At 55.9% G+C, this 18,398-nt stretch carries 17 protein-coding genes and 1 pseudogene; 6 read left to right on the top strand and 12 right to left on the bottom strand.

Going from position 1 to position 18,398, the window contains the following annotated elements:
* Positions 1 to 56 precede the first annotated feature (56 nt).
* Positions 57 to 791, top strand: a complete 735-nt coding sequence (gene phoU / locus V5S80_RS08540; RefSeq protein ID WP_395170342.1) for a phosphate signaling complex protein PhoU — start codon at positions 57 to 59, stop codon at positions 789 to 791.
* Positions 792 to 854: 63 nt separating this feature from the next.
* On the opposite strand, the gene V5S80_RS08535 is transcribed toward phoU, so the two are convergent.
* The 5 genes and pseudogenes from V5S80_RS08535 to V5S80_RS08515 form a co-directional block, all read right to left on the bottom strand.
* Positions 855 to 2,282 (bottom strand): MFS transporter, encoded by a 1,428-nt coding sequence (locus V5S80_RS08535; RefSeq protein WP_395170341.1) that lies wholly within the window; start codon positions 2,280 to 2,282, stop codon positions 855 to 857.
* Positions 2,283 to 2,292: 10 nt separating this feature from the next.
* Complete coding sequence (gene deoD, locus V5S80_RS08530) at positions 2,293 to 3,009, bottom strand: purine-nucleoside phosphorylase (protein ID WP_395170340.1); 717 nt, start codon at positions 3,007 to 3,009, stop codon at positions 2,293 to 2,295.
* Between the two features lie 148 nt (positions 3,010 to 3,157).
* A pseudogene (pstB, locus tag V5S80_RS08525) lies at positions 3,158 to 3,357 on the bottom strand (phosphate ABC transporter ATP-binding protein); the annotation flags it as partial.
* A gap of 473 nt (positions 3,358 to 3,830) precedes the next feature.
* Positions 3,831 to 4,898 carry a mycothiol synthase gene (mshD, locus tag V5S80_RS08520; protein WP_395170339.1) on the bottom strand — a complete coding sequence of 356 codons (1,068 nt, stop codon included), beginning with the start codon at positions 4,896 to 4,898 and terminating at the stop codon, positions 3,831 to 3,833.
* A 151-nt stretch (positions 4,899 to 5,049) separates the two neighbouring features.
* Entirely contained in the window at positions 5,050 to 5,727 is a 678-nt protein-coding gene (locus tag V5S80_RS08515) for a winged helix-turn-helix domain-containing protein (protein WP_395170338.1), read from the bottom strand.
* Positions 5,728 to 5,856: 129 nt separating this feature from the next.
* Here V5S80_RS08515 and V5S80_RS08510 point away from each other — a divergent pair, with 129 nt between their 5' ends.
* A complete protein-coding gene (locus V5S80_RS08510; RefSeq protein WP_395170337.1) occupies positions 5,857 to 6,783 on the top strand; it encodes a DUF2993 domain-containing protein in 927 nt (308 codons plus the stop codon).
* Positions 6,784 to 6,834: 51 nt separating this feature from the next.
* Complete coding sequence (locus V5S80_RS08505) at positions 6,835 to 7,482, top strand: FABP family protein (RefSeq protein ID WP_395170336.1); 648 nt, start codon at positions 6,835 to 6,837, stop codon at positions 7,480 to 7,482.
* Between the two features lie 104 nt (positions 7,483 to 7,586).
* On the opposite strand, the gene V5S80_RS08500 is transcribed toward V5S80_RS08505, so the two are convergent.
* Entirely contained in the window at positions 7,587 to 8,444 is an 858-nt protein-coding gene (locus tag V5S80_RS08500; RefSeq protein ID WP_395170365.1) for an aminodeoxychorismate lyase, read from the bottom strand.
* A 102-nt stretch (positions 8,445 to 8,546) separates the two neighbouring features.
* Between V5S80_RS08500 and V5S80_RS08495 the strand changes: the two genes are divergently transcribed.
* Positions 8,547 to 9,941: a YgfZ/GcvT domain-containing protein gene (locus tag V5S80_RS08495; RefSeq protein ID WP_395170335.1), complete on the top strand. Its 1,395-nt coding sequence runs from the start codon at positions 8,547 to 8,549 to the stop codon at positions 9,939 to 9,941.
* Between the two features lie 192 nt (positions 9,942 to 10,133).
* Positions 10,134 to 10,313, top strand: a complete 180-nt coding sequence (locus V5S80_RS08490) for a DUF3073 domain-containing protein (protein WP_395170334.1) — start codon at positions 10,134 to 10,136, stop codon at positions 10,311 to 10,313.
* A gap of 206 nt (positions 10,314 to 10,519) precedes the next feature.
* On the opposite strand, the gene purM is transcribed toward V5S80_RS08490, so the two are convergent.
* The 3 genes from purM to V5S80_RS08475 form a co-directional block, all read right to left on the bottom strand.
* A complete protein-coding gene (purM, locus tag V5S80_RS08485; RefSeq protein ID WP_395170364.1) occupies positions 10,520 to 11,611 on the bottom strand; it encodes a phosphoribosylformylglycinamidine cyclo-ligase in 1,092 nt (363 codons plus the stop codon).
* Positions 11,612 to 11,701: 90 nt separating this feature from the next.
* Complete coding sequence (gene purF / locus V5S80_RS08480; RefSeq protein ID WP_395170363.1) at positions 11,702 to 13,210, bottom strand: amidophosphoribosyltransferase; 1,509 nt, start codon at positions 13,208 to 13,210, stop codon at positions 11,702 to 11,704.
* Between the two features lie 125 nt (positions 13,211 to 13,335).
* Positions 13,336 to 13,728 (bottom strand): sterol carrier family protein, encoded by a 393-nt coding sequence (locus tag V5S80_RS08475; protein ID WP_395170333.1) that lies wholly within the window; start codon positions 13,726 to 13,728, stop codon positions 13,336 to 13,338.
* Between the two features lie 93 nt (positions 13,729 to 13,821).
* Between V5S80_RS08475 and V5S80_RS08470 the strand changes: the two genes are divergently transcribed.
* Positions 13,822 to 14,850 carry an acyl-CoA thioesterase gene (locus tag V5S80_RS08470; RefSeq protein WP_395170332.1) on the top strand — a complete coding sequence of 343 codons (1,029 nt, stop codon included), beginning with the start codon at positions 13,822 to 13,824 and terminating at the stop codon, positions 14,848 to 14,850.
* Positions 14,851 to 14,937: 87 nt separating this feature from the next.
* Here V5S80_RS08470 and purL read toward each other — a convergent pair whose 3' ends face one another.
* The 3 genes from purL to purS are packed head-to-tail and all read right to left on the bottom strand — an operon-like array spanning position 14,938 to position 18,320.
* Entirely contained in the window at positions 14,938 to 17,367 is a 2,430-nt protein-coding gene (gene purL / locus V5S80_RS08465) for a phosphoribosylformylglycinamidine synthase subunit PurL (protein WP_395170331.1), read from the bottom strand.
* Positions 17,368 to 18,039, bottom strand: coding sequence for a phosphoribosylformylglycinamidine synthase subunit PurQ (gene purQ / locus V5S80_RS08460; protein ID WP_395170362.1), 672 nt, complete (start codon positions 18,037 to 18,039; stop codon positions 17,368 to 17,370).
* On the bottom strand, positions 18,036 to 18,320 hold the full coding sequence (purS, locus tag V5S80_RS08455; protein WP_395170330.1) for a phosphoribosylformylglycinamidine synthase subunit PurS: 285 nt from the start codon (positions 18,318 to 18,320) through the stop codon (positions 18,036 to 18,038). The genes purQ and purS overlap by 4 nt, the downstream gene beginning before the upstream one ends.
* Positions 18,321 to 18,398 lie beyond the last annotated feature (78 nt).

The raw sequence follows: 18,398 nt of genomic DNA, 5'->3' as shown, positions 1-18,398 counted from the left end.
AACTTCACCGTATCCAGCCCAGCAATGTCACCCGACTTCCCCTAAAATTAGCCACCATGAGAGACGACTATCGGGAACACCTCGCGGAATTTGCCCACAATCTCATCGTGATGTGCGATTCCATCACAGAGATGGCATCGCAAGCTTCCCGAGCGTTATTAGACGCCAACCTCACGGCTGCAGAAGACGTACTGACCAGCGTGGAAGATGTCGAAGAGCTCCGTGTCAAGTGCGAACAGCAAGCCTTCCAACTTCTTGCTCTCGAAAGCCCTGTAGCTCGTGATCTTCGCCGTGTCATTTCCGGCACCTACATTGTTGAAGACCTCTCACGCATGTCAGCCCTTATGGTCCACATCGCAAAAGTAGCACGACGTCGCCACCCAGAATACGCAGTACCGGAAAACATGGTTCCCTATTTCTCTGAAATGGCCAAGCAATGCCTTGACATTACCAACACCCTGCACGACGTCCTCGTATCATATGATCCAGAACTTGCACTCCAGCTGGCCCGCGATGACGACGCCACTGATGACCTCCACCACCACATTTTTGTCCTCACAACTCAGCGCGAATGGCCCTACACGACGACAAACGCTGTCGACGTCACCCTGCTATCCCGCTACTACGAGCGATACTCAGACCACGCAGTCCACATAGGTGCCCGCGTCATCTACTTGGCCACAGGCATGCGCCCAGACGAATACGTCGGAGGAAAAGACGAACGTGACCGCGAAGCCACATTCACCCGGCACTTCGACGAAATCCAACAACGCTACGGCGGAACCTTCTAGCGCTGGCACCGCCCACCGCCTCCACGACCATCGCTGAGCTCCCACATCCAAAGCCTAGGCGCCTCAGGCTCCCTCCACTGAAATGTCATCACCCCGAGCGCCACTAGCCACCACACCCCTGCGACGATGGTCCCGCCACGTCAGATAGCGATCTGAGAGCACATAAACAAAAAATGCCACCGCCACAATGGCAGCCAATATCCATAACACCGTGCCATAGGCGTGGCTCACATGGCCTGACCCCACAGTCAGACCACTGAAAAACGTCGGCTCAATGTCGATAAGTTTCGCCGTGTATGCAATACCCACTGGGATCGCGATGTTAATCGTCAGATTATAAAACCCAATCGCAACACCAGTCTTTTCCGCAGGAATTTCCTTGATCGCCGACGCCATCAACGGCGCATACATCAGCGCAAAACCGCTACCAAAAAACATCATAGAGATGATCAACAACCACACCGAGACATCAGGCATAATCGCCGGGATCACTAATGCACCACAAATCGACACCAACGCCATCATGATCGCCGGACGCGTTGCCACCACCTTCGCAATAACACCCGACGCTGCCCCCACTGCCGTAGCACAGGCATACCCCGGCGCAATCAGCATGGACGTCGTGTGCGTCCCCAACCCATACAGCTTCGACACGATAAACGGAAAGAAGACAATGTAGCCCAATTGAACCGAGTACAAAATGAGCACAACAACCAAAGCCCAAACGTACCGGCCGTTCAGAAAAAATTCTGGCCTGACGAGCGCATTCTTGTTAACCCTGATATACACCGCGAAAAGGACAACTCCAGCCACTGACATGGCAGCATAGAGAACCCGGAACTGTTGTATAAACACGACGGCAGACGTCCCGATAACACCGATGAGCAGTAATCCGATCACATCAAGGTTCGCACTGACTTTCTCATCGTCGGGTACTGTCTTCGCAATGAGAGGGACCGCAAGAATCAACGCCGCGGCAACCAAGAACATAGCTGGCCACGAAATATAATCAGAGACGAAACCACTGGTCAACACGCCGATGAGCATGGCGAGTTGAAAGGCGGCAGTCGAGAAACCGAGATAAGTTTTCTGATCTTTCGCGGGTATGTGCTTAGTCACGTAGATGACATAGAGCGTTTCTGCGCCAGCCAGACCGGTAGTTTGGATAATTCGTCCTATGAGGACCATCGGCCACGAATGTTGGAACACGAATCCAATGACCGACCCGCCAACGGCAAGCCCGATGCCAACGTAGAGTAATTTCTTAATACTGAAAGTATCGGCAAGAGCGGCATACACCACGGCCCCAATACCGATGACAATTCCCGCAAGTGTGGCTTGGAGGCTCACCGTAGTCGCAGAGAGGTGGAGGTCATCAGCAATGGGTTTGGACATGAACTTAAAGCCATTATCGATGACCAAACTAAACACGAAGGTGAATAAAATAATCGGTACCGCAACCTTTGGGTTCAGCGACTTTTTGTTCTTCATCGTGGCCTACTTAGATCGCTGCGAGTGGAAGGGCGAGCTCCATCATCGTGGTAAACGCCTGTTGTCGCTCCTCCGCGGTGGTCACTTCCCCAGTAACGATGTTGTCGCTCACAGTGAAAATCCCTAGCGCTTCCACACCGGCCTCCGCGGCAGTGGCATAGAGCCCAGCAGCTTCCATTTCCACAGCCAAAACACCCATCGCGGCCCACCGATCATTGACATCACTTTGGTAGTTGTAGAACACATCCGAACTCAACACATTGCCGACATGCGTGGCAATTCCAGCGTTCTGTGCTCGCTTCCGAACATCTTCGATCAGGCGGTAGGACGCAATAGGCGCGTACTGACCGGGCAAGTTGTACTGCGACATGAAATGTGAATCCGTACACGCAGCTTGACCAATAACGACGTCATACAGGTTTAGTTCTTTGTGCAAGGATCCACATGATCCGACACGAATGAGTTTTTTCACACCAAAGTCATGAATAAGTTCCCACGCATACAGGGAAATCGACGGGATACCCATCCCCGATCCCATTACCGACACCTGGCTACCCTGATACGTTCCGGTATAGCCAAACGCATTGCGAACAGAATTGAATTGGGCAACATCATCAAGATAAGTCTCCGCAATGAACTGGGCGCGGAGTGGGTCCCCAGGCAGAAGAATGGTCTCCGCAATGGGGACACCGTGTGGGTTGATATGAGGGGTTGATTGTCGGCCCATGATTTTCTCCTATTCGGAACACGCCTCTGACGTCACAGCGCACCTGTACACGACGGTCGTGGCCAAGCTTGCGCACACTCCTATGACTATCTCACGTCATCACCCGCAACGCAGTATGGGACCTATCACCCACGATGATCCAGACAACTCCACCTGGTTGATCCAGGCGATCTTTGACCTCATCGCAGAGATATGCGCTCCAGAGAGGCCTTTCGGTAACCTCTTTCCACCGCGCTTTGCTTTTCACACCGGAGGCTTTAACCCAGCTACAACAGTGCCCTCAATAGACATTCTCGAGAAAGGGTTCGCTTTGCGAAACACCATACCAACAGTGTACCGACCAGCTACAGAACCATAGCCACAATCAATAGCGGTCTCGTTCAACGCGACTTCTCTCGCGAAAACAAATTCCACAGCTTCACGCTCTCAATGCCTCGAGAACACCCTCACACCGAATAGAATAAAGCACCATTCAATGAGCCTTTTGCGGCGGAATAAAAAATGAAGACAATACCGATCATTACTATCACCCAATATACAGCCGGCGAAACTCCAGCGGTTGCATTCCCATTCATTGAACATGGTCGGTGAAATCGATCCAGCTTCCCACCGGATAGATTCACCCAGCTCCGCGGCGACGTCCAGCGTCAGATTGAGATGGCCGCTCACTCTGACCGTCAGCACAACCGGCATTGCTGCTCATCAGGCTCTCAAACCCCGTTGCGCAATGAATGGAAATGACCAGCCGAACCACTCGGCCAGACACCCATCCGTAACGTAGATAAAGCGCAGAGCACCACGCGGGGACTCTCACCGATAACTCAGAATTTCCAGGCTGTATGTCGCTCAACCACCGTGAAACCCAGTGCCTCATAAGCGCGAACGGCAGGAGCATTGTCTGCCTCCACATACAACTCGATATAAGCAGCACCCTTATTAGCAAGATACTGAATACCTTTCGCCGTCAGAGCCCGACCAAGCCCCCGCCCTTGGGCAGCACGAGCAAGCCCAATGACATAGACCTCTCCGACCTCCCGCCCAGAAGCCCCATCACCTTCAAACGACACCTTCGTCCAATGAAAACCCAACAGGGGAGGCATAGGAGCGTTATCATCTGCGCTCCCCCACAACAACAAAACACCGTCGGGGTCATACCAAGATGCCTTCCGCGCTTGATCCAACCGCGCTTGATCCCATCCCCCCTGCTCAGGATGCCAATCGAAGGCCTCATTGTTGACAGTTAGCCACGCTGTATCCACGGCTTGGCTCCCCCACATCGCCACCGATTCTCTCCAGCTCATAACAGTGACATCCTCAGGAAGCCCCGCCATAGCCTGGGCGATCCGATTGTCAGACTGATCAGTCAGCGCCGAACCAGGAAGCTCCATAACCAAGAGTTCTCGCGTGGCCACGGCACCAACGTGCTCAGCAGCAGCACGTGCCGAGGGCAAGTCACCATGCGCCCACCAGGTAAGACCTATGCCATTGGTGTGAAGATCACGCCCATCACCGAGACCAAGAGACGCCGCATGGGTGTGAACCGCCCGCTGCAACGACCTGGCCAGACCTTGCCGTCGATACGACGGATGAACAGCAAGCTCAACAGCCGGACCAGATGGATCGACAGCAGCTAGTGCACGCACATGCCCATCAACCCTCACCAATGCATGCCAGTGGTTAAACTCCGGTTCTTCCATTCCCCGCAAAAACTGTTCCGAAAAGGGGGCGACCCCATCATGTCGGGTACTCGTGTGCACAATCGTTTCGATCTCCATCCACCGATCGGCGGATGCCTGACGGGCAGTCCTCACCCGAGGAGACACCGGTCCCAACACAAGCTGAGTAATGATGTCACGCGGCCGTGTGGTGGATATCGATTCGTCTGCCATCACTACAATCCTCACTACATCTCTAGGTCGCAGCCTCATGCATGCTGCATCGTCTCATGCTGCATGTACTGTCGTCGCACAGGCTACCGGGCTCCTCGCGCCAGTCATAGTTGTTGAAGACGCGACCACGCCTCACACACCGTGAACGGCCCTATACATCAACATCAATCGCTTTATAACCAACGTTGCGAACCGTGGCAATCATTCCTTCATACTCGGAACCAAGCTTGGCTCGAAGTCGACGAACATGGACATCAACAGTGCGGGTTCCCCCGAAGAAATCATAGCCCCACACCTCCTGCAAGAGCTGCTTACGCGTAAACACACGCCCGGAGTGTTGTACAAGGAAGCGAAGCAGCTCAAACTCCTTGTATGTGAGGTCAAGAGGAGTGCCGTGGATACGAGCGGTATAGGTCGCATCATCAACAACGAGTTCACCGACCGTCACAACATTCGAATTATCGACCTCATTCACTGGCACCGGTCGGCGAGTGAGAAGAAGCCGAAACCGTGCATCAATTTCGACAGGTGTCGCGCTGGCTAAAAGAAATTCGTCAACGGCCCACGACGAATCCAACGCGATAAGGCTAGTTTCTGCAATGGCAACTGCAACAGGCATATCGGGATGAGCAGCAGCAACTGACCGGCACAACTCCCGGGCACCGAGAAGATCAGCCCCCGTGACGTCAACGACTGCGAGTGAGACATCATCTAGCTGACGAGACGAAGTAGCATCGGGAGGGAAAATAATGGTTTCGTGCGGCAATAGCGCCAGTGGTGGGAGTACGTCGGCCACACTCGTGGCGTCGGTGAGTAATGCGATTCTCACGATGGAATCCTTTTCCGGCGACTAGCTAACCTGCTCGATAATGGATCACTCTAGCTGAGTTCGCCCCACCTCCCGAACTAAATTATCTATTTTTACACCCGGGTACGATGTCTGCGGAGCGCGGGTTCGATGAATGCGAAAGGAACCGGTAAAACTGTAGAGGTGACTAGCCAACCTTCCTCGCCCGCCGGGTCTTCGCCCGTCGTGGCGCGGCCCCGTCAACGTCGAACGGTTCGCACCGTGAGCATGCTCACGGTCATAGCCGTGGTAGCGCTAGTCGTCTGTGCCTGGGTAACAGATTCATTTATCGCTGCACGAACGGAATCCCGCATAGCGCACGAGTTGCAGCGCTACTCTAATCTGCCAGTTCAACCTGCCGTCACCGCGGGCGGTTTCCCCTTCCTCTACGAAGCTGAACGGGGAAAATTGTCATCACTGACCGTCGACGCTCAAGATTTGGACGTCCCCGGCTTTGGCTTAGTCACTGTCCATTCATCAGCAACCAACATCGAGGCATCGCAACAAGACATCATTCACGGCCAAATTGAAAACGCCCCCGTGGAAACGATCTCGACAACGCTCTCGTTGGACGGGCTGGCACTAGGCGAGCGCCTCGGTATTACCGATTTGACCATTCGCCGTCTCGCAAACACTGCTCCTAACGGTGGCCAAGAATCCTCCGCCGTCTTTAGCGGTTCCATCGGCGGGATGGACGTGCCAGCAACAGTGGCAGTCAGCCTCCGCATTAAAGCTGACATTATTTCCATGGATGCCTACGAAGTTCTCGACGGACCAGCCAGCCGAGATAAAAACGCCCCTGTCGTGAAAGGCTCCGATATTCCCCATACTCTGAAAGAACAAATCAAAAAAGCGTTTTCACTCCAACTCGAAGGGAAATATCTCCCGCTACGGGCGCGGCCAGACTTTATTTATTGTGAAGGAGGCTCAATTTTCCTCCAGTCAAGCCAGCAAAACGTGACTATTAACCTCTCAGATCTCGCTCCCATGGCGAAGGAAGAACCCGGCCAAGCAAAATACGAAAAGGACCAGAAGTAAGAGAACATACGCCACGTCGGTGCCGTACTCACCCTCAGGTACGCTGGGCGCATGGCTGATAACGAGCAGAAGAGTCCGGTCACAAAACTCAATGGCAATGAGGCCGTCAATCGCGCCGCAAAGCAGGCACAGACGACAGCAGGTCGGAATATCCCGGGCTTCGGCGACCTCCCTATCCCTGATGACACCGCGAATCTACGCCAAGGCCCCTCTCTTCACGATGGCCTGCTGGCACTCCTCCCGTTAGTTGGAGTGTGGCGCGGCGAGGGACAAGGCAAGGACTTGTCCACGGGCGACGAATATCCATTTGGGCAGCAAGTTACCTTTTCACACGACGGACACAACTATCTGTCCTACGAATCGCGCACCTGGCGTTTAGATAGCGACGGACACGTATCCGGGCCCGGCGAGCGTGAATCAGGGTTTTGGCGTATCAACGACAAAGATGAGATCGAATTCGTATGCTCCCATGCCAGTGGCGTTGTGGAGATTTTCTATGGTCAACCCACCACAGAACGACAATGGGATGTACAGTCAGCATCAACGCTGGTCACTGCGTCTGGCCCCGCTACCCTCGGCCCCGGCAAGCGGCTCTACGGTTTGATGCCGAATAACCATTTGGGTTGGGTTGATGAACGCGCAATCGATAACGAATTGATTCCTCGTATGTCCGCAGAACTCACTCGGCACGCGGGATAGGACAACAGCACATCACACGCGGTGAGTGCCCCAAGGCGAGACCACGATAGTGGGTTCTACATATCATCAGCTCGGAGAACCCACTGCGGATACAGCCGTCACGGTCACTCCTGGACCGCTTCCGCCGCGATTGCCTCCACCTCATCTGCGGTATCCGGACGAGAGAACTCATATCCATCCAGACTCAGGACACGGGCAGCGATACGCACCGAGGACACTAACCACACCCCATCAGCGGCCTTCACTTCATCGAGTGTAAGGCGGCGCTCCTCACACTGCCACCCGCGCTCACGGGCAATATCAAACATCGACGCCTGTGTGGTCCCCGCGAGAATCCCCGCATCTGTCTTCGGCGTCACCATCCGGCGCCCCGACACAGCAATCACTGTCGAGGTCGGCCCCTCCAGTACTGCGCCATCATCAGAAATAAAAATGACATCATCAACACCATGCTCATGGGCATAGCGCAGAGCCGCCATATTCGCTGCGTATGACAACGTCTTTGCACCAATCAACGCCCACGGTGACCGCTGAGATATATCGAGACGAAATCCCCGCTGAGCAGACATCACTGTGACCCCGTCACGACGCCCACGTTCTACCGCTTCTGATGTCGGCGACACCGTAATCCACCCCGTTAGGCACCCCGTCGACTCCCGACCACGCGACAGCACCCACCGTAGACCACAATCACGATCAGCCAATTCCGGATATTTTTCTTTCCACGACGCAGCCGCCAGGTCCGTCGCCCGACACCACAAATCACGGTCAGGCTCAGGTAACCCCAGCATGTGCGCCGAACGTCGAAACCTCATCGCATGACGATCCATGTTTCGCACGCGGCCGCCTCGAAGCATCAGGGTTTCAAACACACCATCGCCTCGAATCGCGGCAAGATCATCAGCGTAGAGCAACGGCTGCGACGAATCATGAACGTACGGTTCTAGCGACGATGAATTCATGTCTGCGTGCAGCACAGACACAATCAATAGCGGTTTCTCATCAGATGGCTCGCGGGGTAATGGCGATGCCGGTACGGTAGCAGCAGGCATGGTGTCAATTGTATGACGAACCGCTCGCATCAATTGCGACGAGGACGTCGTGAGAACCACCCCAGGCACCGCTACACTGGCCCCGTGGCTATCCCTGAGACTCCGACCAACCCCCTGATCACTGGCGAGACTACGACCCCGGGCGCATACCAGAGCCCACTTCTCACTACCCTTCACGGAGCCGCTGACGCGCCCGATGGTCATCCGTCACGCGGCGTCGCGTGGCACTATGGCAACCCCCTCGGTGAGCAACGAGCATTCGAGCGTTCAGCGGGTGTCGTTGACCGTTCCCATCAACGAGTTCTCCGCATTACCGGGGATGACGCCCTCACGTGGTTGAATTCACTCATTAGTCAAAAGGTCGACGCCCTCATGCCGGGCATGACGACGCATGGGCTGATCCTCGATGCCAAGGGGCACATCGAACATGCCGTCACCATCGTGCGTCCACGTGGGGATGCGCCAGACACTGATGACCGGCAACGACCAGAAGAAAGCCACGCTGAATCCGGCAACCAGCCACTACTTTATCTCATCTGCACACCAGAACATGTCGATGCTCTTCGAACATATCTCACCCAGATGGTGTTTTGGTCACATGTGACTGTCGAGGACGCTGATGTCGCCCTTATCACCATCATGGGGCCCGACACTTCCGCCATCATCAACCAGATCACTCTAGAACCTCACCACTGGTGCCACAACACCATAACCTTTCATGATCACGTCATCGGCGACAACGACTCGATACACCTTCTCGTCCCGACTGCGGCACTCAAAGACACGTTCACTGCGCTGACCAATGCTGGTGCGACACCGACGGGACTCATGGCCTATGAAGCTGAGCGAATCAAAGCTGTGATCCCTGATGTTGCTCTCGACCTCGACGGGCGAACAGTGCCCCACGAAGTCGAAGCGTTCATTGGCCCCCACGCCAGTGGGCCAACCCAACTTGCCACCGCCAACGAGGGCCCGAGTGCCTCCTACGTCCACCTGAACAAAGGATGCTACCGGGGACAAGAAACTGTCTCACGCATCCACAACCTCGGACGTCCGCCGCGACTATTGGTTAAGCTTCATATCGACGGCTACTCCGGTCACCGCCCCTCCCCTGGCGATGCCATCACCTCGGGCGGGCGCACTGTTGGACGCATCGGCGCCGTCATTGATGACTGCGACGAAGGACCCATCGCACTCGGCCTGGTTAAGCGAGCCATCGTCGCGAAAACACTGACTAATAAGACACAGGTGAACTCGGCATCCGATCACAGTACACCCGCGCCCACCGCTCCGCCGCTAGAAGCTCAAGGAATTGCCCTCGCTATCGATCCCGACACCACGCACCTTGACGACGCCCCCAAAGCTGGGCGGTACGCCGTCGATAAGCTACGAGGGAAAGCTGAGTAAAGAGCGCTACCCCGCCCCGGGATACACACACCGCGTGTGTACTGGGATAACACCGCATTTCCACGATATCGCGCCCCCCATGCAGAATTTTTCGCCCGGAACCGGTAGGGTATGGGCAGGAAGAATCTATGAACTCGTCATGGGCCGGCGCAGGATTACCGCACCGGCCCGCTAACCCAAGGGGGTCAGACCATGGGTCGCGGCCGCGCCAAGGCAAAACAAGCCAAGGTAGCACGTCAGTTGAAGTACAACTCACCTGAGATGGACCTCGAGCGCCTTCAGCGTGAACTGACCGGACAACGGGAAGAAGACTCCCACGACAAGTGGGATCGTTGGGCAGAAGATGAGCCCAACGAAGACGACTGGCGCTAACCACCCTTAGGGGCATAGTCCCCTGGGTGCACCAGCACAACCCAACGAGAAATCATGGCCAGCACGGCACGGCTGTGCTGGCCGTTTTCGTGTGCGCAACGAGATGGCCTCAAACACTATTCCTCGCACATGAGGAGACCCGCCACGGTGCCGCCACACCTCCACCGTGAGCATCCAACATCTCGCACCTTACGTACACCTCACGCCTATGCCTGAGGATAATCTCCAACAAGCACAGCTCGCTCCTGCTCGCCCTCCTGCGCCACACGAACCCGGCCCAACACCCAACAATCCACATGCCGGGCAGTCAACAACGCCTGCGCACGATCAGCATCACCTGCACTCACAACGGCCACCATACCGACACCCATATTGAACGTCTTCTCCATCTCTGAGTCCGGAACAGACCCGAGCTCGGCAATCAAACGGAAAATGGGGCCAGGCGTCCACGACGCACGATCCATCTCCGCCACAAGCCCCTCAGGGATCACGCGCGCCATATTCCCCGCCAGACCACCACCAGTGACATGACAGAACGTGTGCGTTTCACACTCCTGGATAAGCTCCACACAATCCAGCGCATAAATCCGCGTTGGTTCCAACAATTCCTCGCCCAACGGACGGTCAAGTTCCTCCACGACACCATCAAGCGGCAGACCCGCATCCTCAAGCAACACCTTGCGAGCCAACGAATATCCGTTAGAGTGCAGCCCAGAGGACGCCATTCCAATAATCACATCGCCATCACGGACTCTATCTGGCCCTAAGACCTCCGCAGCCTCAACAACACCGACGCCCGTTGCAGAAATGTCATACTCGCCAGGCTTCATGACACCAGGATGCTCAGCGGTCTCCCCACCCAGCAACGCACACCCAGCCATCTGACACCCCTGAGCAATACCACCAACAATCTGCGCGACATGCTCCGGCACAACCTTGCCGATCGCAATGTAGTCCTGCAAAAACAACGGCTCAGCACCACACACCACGAGGTCATCAACAACCATCGCAACCAAATCTTGACCAATCGTGTCATGCCTATCCATTGCCTGAGCCACAGCAAGCTTCGTACCCACACCGTCCGACGACGCAGCAAGTAAGGGTTCCTTATATTCCCCCAATGCAAAAAGCCCCGCAAATCCACCGAGACCACCGCGAACCTCAGGGCGAGTCGCCTTCTTAGCTAATGGAGCAAACAGCTCAACAGCACGATCCCCAGCTTCAATATCAACGCCAGCCTCAGCATACGACGTGCCCTCAGCATGGGCCGCCGACGTATCACTGTCATGGGTACTCATCATTGACATATCGATTCCTCACTAAATAAAACTTTTCTACCAACGCACACTAACCACGGCAGTCCGCCACACAAGGCGACAACCGCCATGTCACAACCCACCCGAGGCCATGCTTTCTTGCAGACCACGAACCTCAACAGCATGCCGATCAAGATCCGGTAACCCCAACGGATAGTGACCATCGAAACACGCACAGCACAACTCTGACCGCTGTTGACGAGACGCAGCAACCATGCCCTCCACAGACACATACGCCAGCGAATCCGCACCAATCGACACGCGCACCCCCTCAACAACATCCCCAGGATCAACCTCATTGGCAACCAGCTCATCCACGGACGCAAAATCAATACCGTAGAAACACGGCCATTTCACCGGCGGCGACGCAATACGCACATGAACCTCCGCCGCCCCAGCATCGCGAAGCATCTTAACCAATGCACGCTGCGTATTACCACGCACAATCGAATCATCCACGACGACGAGTCGCTTCCCCGTAATAACCTCGCGCAGTGGATTCAGCTTCAAACGAATACCCAATTGACGAATCGTCTGCGACGGCTGGATAAAGGTACGCCCAACATAAGCGTTCTTGGTCAACCCCTCACCAAACGGGATATTCGACCCCTGCGCATAGCCCACTGCCGCCGGAGTCCCCGACGATGGAACCGGGATGACAAGATCACCATCGGCAGGCGCTTCCTCCGCCAACCGGCGCCCAATTTCCACACGGGTCGCATTCACCGCACGACCACGAATCGTGGAATCCGGGCGAGCCAAATACACATACTCAAACACACACCCGCGATGCTGCGACCGAGCAAAGCGATGTGACTGCACACCATCATCGTCAATAATGAGAAGCTCACCAGGCTCAACCTCACGAACAAACGTGGCACCAACAATGTCTAACGCACACGTTTCCGACGCGACAACCCACCCCCGTTCCAACCGGCCAAGGCACAACGGGCGAACACCATGAGAATCACGGGCAGCATAAAGCTTCTCGCCATCCGTAAACGTCAGACAAAACGCACCACGAAGACGCGGCAACAGGTGATCAGCAGCCTCCACAAGTGACGTGTCCTCATCGTGGTAGTACGCCAACAATGCGCACATGACATCCGAATCCGTGGGATCTGTTGCTGGATCAATCAACCCGTAAGCAGCTGCTTCCTCACGCAGCTCTCCCTGGTTAATCAAGTTCCCGTTGTGGCCCAAGGCTACGTCGCCACCGCTTCGGGCTGTACGGAACATAGGCTGCGCATGCTCCCAACGAACACCACCCGCAGTGGAATACCGAGTATGCCCAATAGCCACATGACCATGAAGCGATGAGAGCACCGGCTCGTCAAAAACCTGCGACACCAATCCCAAATCTTTAAACACCAGGATTTGTTGCCCGTCGCCAACTCCAATCCCGGCAGCCTCCTGCCCACGATGCTGTAAGGCATACAGCCCGTAATACGCTAACTTCGCAGTGTCCTCCCCCGGCGCATACACACCAAAGACACCACACTCTTCATGCGGTTCAGTCTCACCGTGAACATCAAGATTGTTCGGCGCAACCACCTCATCAGATACACCAGAATGGGCCACTGAGGGCCTGGTCGTGAACGGCTCGGTCGCAGTGGGGGCATTCGCCTCTACACACCGCAGATCAACACAATCAGTGCGCGACACTCCCCTTACTGTAATAACAGTTGCTGGTTTTCCCAACTAAATCACGACGAAGCCCTCCGTTGACGAACCTGAGGAAGCCAGCGAGACACCTCCGCCGCACGAGAACCAGAGAACTCAACCTCAGTGTCGCAGTCCTCCCAGGACACGATTCCCAACGCGAGACGTAACCACGTGAGAGCATCAGTCTCCACAACATTTGGCGGCGTCCCCCGCGTATGACGTGGTCCTTCAATACACTGCACTGCAGCAAAGGGGGGAATGCGAACCTCCACACTATGACCCGGAGCGTCAGCTTCCAAGGCCTTCACGCTAGCGCGAATTGCACGGGCAACTACACTTCGCGGGGGGCGTTCTACATTCTGTGGATCCATCGCCCACGACCGCACCTGCTCCAGGGACGCGACAAGCTCCCGCGCATCATTTTTCTTGGTCACTCACTAACTGTATCCCCAACCCCTACAATGCAAGAGACAAATAGTTCATAACCCACAACATTGCGGGGACGAACACGTCAACAAAAGGACACCATGACTACGAACGACACCACATCCACCCACGACACACAGCCAAGCAAGCAACGCAACAACAGCGTCACTCTGCGATTCCTCGCCGCCCCCAACGATATCCTCCTCGCCGGTGCCATGGGCGTCCACGGCGGTCGTGTCCTCGAGTGGATCGACAAATCTGCCTACGCCTGTGCCGTCGGCTGGTCTGGCGCCTACTGTGTTACGGCATACGTCGGACACATCCATTTCACACGCCCCATCCCCTCCGGACACCTCGTCGAAGTACGATCCACAATCGCCTACACCGGCCGATCCTCGATGCACATCATCAACGAAGTGTTCTCCGCCGACCCCCGCGACGGCTCCTTTAGCCGCGCCTGCGACTGCCTCGTCATCTTCGTTGCCGTCGACAACAACGGAAAATCCATTCCCGTCCCCACGTGGGAACCAACAACGGATGAAGAAAAGCGAGTCCACGACGCCTCACTATCCCGCGTCGATCTGCGTAAAGCCATCGAAAATGAAATGCTGAAGCAGAGCTACACAGAAGATTCGACTGCCCCAGAACTCGTCACCCGATTCATGGCAAAACCACAAGACGTGAACTGGGGAGGCAAAGTCCACGGCGGCACCGCCATGGCCTGGATCGACGAAGCGGCCACCGCCTGCACCATGGAATTCGCCGGGCACCGCACTGTTGCCGTCTACGCCGGAGGGATCCGATTCTACCGCCCCATCCAGATCGGAGACCTTGTCGAGGTCAACGCACGCATCATCCGCACCGACACACGATCTATGCAGGTCAGCGTGCACGTATATGCCGGTAACCCACGGGAAGGACGCAGCGGCATGAAGCTCGCCATCCACGCATCCACCACCTACATGGGTATCGATACCGACGGCAACCCCCTCGCAGCCCGACAATTCATTCCCACCACCGAGGAAGACAAGCGACTAGCCGAGCACGCTGAAACATTACGTCACCTCCGCGAAGAGTTCCATCCACGCCCCCTAGTCTCAGAAAACCCCGTGACGAAACGAATTCATTAACATACGACCACAGAAGACCAACCAGAGCACTACCTGACGCGTCGAGCGGCTCTCTGCCCGTGTGGGCAGAGAGCCGCTCCAATCTTATTACTCCACCACGGAGTTCGCGCCCGCAGCATGAGCAAAGAGACGAGGGAGCGTCGATGACCATGCCTCACGCAACTCTGCGACGGGAAGAACAATCTCACCGCCATCACCCAGAGCCACTGTCACACACGCTGATGTTTCCTGTGACGAACCGCACGCCACCGATGTCACAGAACCCAAGCGACGCACCGGAATACCATAGTGGTCCGCACGGGATACCACCTTCTCACCGTCACCAGGCTTACACGCAACCACCACTCGGTTAGCGGACTCCGAGAACAGCGCAGCACAGGGATCCTCATGCACCTGGGAAACATCCACACGAAGCCCCACACCTGAGATCATCGCCAACTCCGCCAAACCCTGCGCCAAGCCCCCTTCCGAAAGATCATGAGCAGCCGTCACCACCGGCTCCACGTCAGGATCCGCCTGTTCACAGAAGAAGCCTCCTAAAGCGGCCGTCGCCGACAAATCCACCTGTGGAGGAAGCCCAGCAAGGGCACCATGCTCAACCTGCTGCCAGATCGACCCCCCCAGCTCATCATGGGTCTCCCCCAACAGATATAGTTCTTCATACTCGACGCCAGCACCACCCGCTGTCTCACTCGCCGTGGACGCATCACCCACAGAGACCACATGATCCGGATACGCTGCACCCAACACATGACTGATATGACGATCCACTGACTGCACCACGCCAGCCACACCGACAAGCGGCGTCGGCAAGATAGACTCCGACCCCGTCTGATTATAAAACGACACATTGCCACCCGACACCGGAATAGCCAGCTCACGGGCACCATCCGCCAAGCCATGAACCGCCTCACGGAACTGCCACATCACCGCAGGATCCTCCGGCGAACCAAAGTTCAAGCAGTTCGTCACCGCCACCGGGCGTGCACCCGTCACAACCACATTGCGGTACGCCTCCGCCAGTGCAAGGCGCGCACCCACATTGGGATCAAGCTTCGTATACCGCCCCGACGCATCCGCCGACACAGCAACACCACGGCCTGTCTCTTCATCGATACGCAATACACCAGCATCAGCATTCTGCGCGGCCACAGTGTTACCCATGACATAACGGTCATACTGGTTTGTAATGAACTCACGCGAACATAACGCGGGCGACGCTACCATGCGCAACCACGTCTCACGCAACTCATCAGCAGTAGCCGGACGGGCGAACCCCGCCGCCTCCACTCCAGGAGCTTGCAGCTCATCCTGCCACTCGGGCCGCTCATACGGGCGGTCATACACTGGGCCCTGATGAGCAATCGTATGCGCCGGAGCATCAACGACAACCTCACCACGATGGCGAATCACCAGATGGTCCCCATCGGTCACCTCACCGATCTCCGCACACGTCACATCCCAGTGCGCACAAATCTCACGGAAACGCTCCACGTTCTCCGGTGTCACCACCGCGCACATGCGCTCCTGAGACTCCGAGGACAAAATCTCCGCCGCTGTCATATTCTCCGCACGCAAGGGCACCGCATCAAGGTTGACCTCCATACCGCCATCACCTGCAGCTGCAAGCTCAGAGGTCGCACAGGACAACCCAGCACCACCCAGATCCTGGATGCCCACAACGATGCCTGCATGATACAGATCCAGGCAACACTCGATCAGTACCTTTTCAGCAAAAGGATCGCCCACCTGTACCGACGGCAATTTACGCTCAGCACCATCCTCGAACGTATCCGAGGCCAACACGGACACTCCACCAATGCCGTCAAGCCCTGTCCGGGAACCAAACAACATCACCTTGTTTCCTGTGCCAGAGGCGAAAGCTAACTTCAGATCCTCCACTTTCAAGGTCCCCACACACAAAGCATTCACCAAGGGATTCCCGGCATAGGACTCATCGAACACCGTTTCCCCACCAATATTCGGCAACCCCAAACAGTTGCCATACCCACCAATGCCTTCCACAACACCTGGGAGAACACGCTGCGTATCTGGTGCATCAGCAGGGCCAAAGCGTAACTGGTCCATGACAGCAATCGGCCGGGCACCCATTGCCATAATGTCACGCACAATACCGCCAATACCCGTCGCCGCCCCCTGATGCGGCTCCACATACGACGGATGATTATGTGACTCCACACGGAACGTCACCGCATTACCGTCGCCAATATCAATCACACCAGCATTCTCACCAATACCAGCAAGAATCTTCGATGACATTTCCTCCGTCATCGTCTCGCCGAAATACCGAAGGTGTACTTTGGATGATTTATATGAACAATGCTCCGACCACATCACGGAATACATTGCCAATTCCGCATCGGTAGGCCGGCGACCCAAAATCTCTTTAATCCGGTCGTACTCGTCATCTTTCAATCCCAACGACGCATACGGCTGCGACGCGTCAGGATCAGCAACTGCGTGAGCAACCGTGTCATTCGTCTGGTTCGCCATCATTTACACTCCCACCGAATCAAGAACCGAATGAATCAAACCCAGCCCATCCGTCGACGGGCCAGTCAACAATTCCACCGCATGCTCTGGATGTGGCATCAACCCGACAACACGGCCATCCGCACTCGACACACCCGCAATACCATTGATCGAACCATTGAAGTTATCCGTATAACGAAAAACGACACGACCCTCATCCTCCAACTGAGAGATCGTGTCGGCAGGTGCTTGGAATCGGCCTTCGCCATGCTTCGCCGGAACCACAATCTTCTGCCCTTGTGCAAACGCAGCCGTCCATGGTGTCGATGTCCGTTCTACCGACAAACAGGTATCCACACAATGAAAATGAAGGCCCTTATTCCGCGTCAACGCACCCGGAAGAAGGCCTGCCTCCTGCAAAATTTGAAACCCGTTACAGATACCCAACACAGGAAGCCCTTGGCGGGCCCGCCGGACAACCTCACCCATCACAGGCGCCAAGCTGGCAAGCGCTCCAGCCCGAAGGTAATCACCATAGGAAAAGCCACCAGGAACAATCACTGCATCAACGCCGTGGACATCGGCGTCAGCATGCCACAAGCGCACCACCTCGGCACCACCCAGGCGAGCAGCACGAGCAGCATCACCATCATCAAGTGTTCCCGGGAATGTCACCACACCAATACGCGCCATCAGCGATCACCTTCGCCCGCAGCAATCGTTCCATTAGCCGTGTCATCAGCATGCTCGACAACAACGTCATAATCTTCAATGACCGTATTGGCCAACAATGTCGACGCTAAACGGTCCAGTTCTTCATCCGACACGGACCCATCGACATCCAACACAAACCGCTTGCCCTGGCGAACGTCGTGAACCCCCTTCACACCAATCCGCCCCAACGCACGCAGAACCGCTTGCCCCTGCGGATCTAAAATCTCAGTTTTCGGCATGACATTGACAACAACTCGAGCCACAGTGGCGCTCCCTATCAGGTCCGTTGACTACACCACGGATAACCCTACCGAATAGTTGGGGAAGTCAACCAGTTGAGA

Origin of the sequence: Corynebacterium sp. PCR 32 (assembly GCF_037464985.1) — a bacterium.
Classification (GTDB): domain Bacteria; phylum Actinomycetota; class Actinomycetes; order Mycobacteriales; family Mycobacteriaceae; genus Corynebacterium; species Corynebacterium kroppenstedtii_D.
Note: the sequence above shows the minus strand (reverse complement) of the source record. Positions and strands in the feature narration are given on the sequence as shown.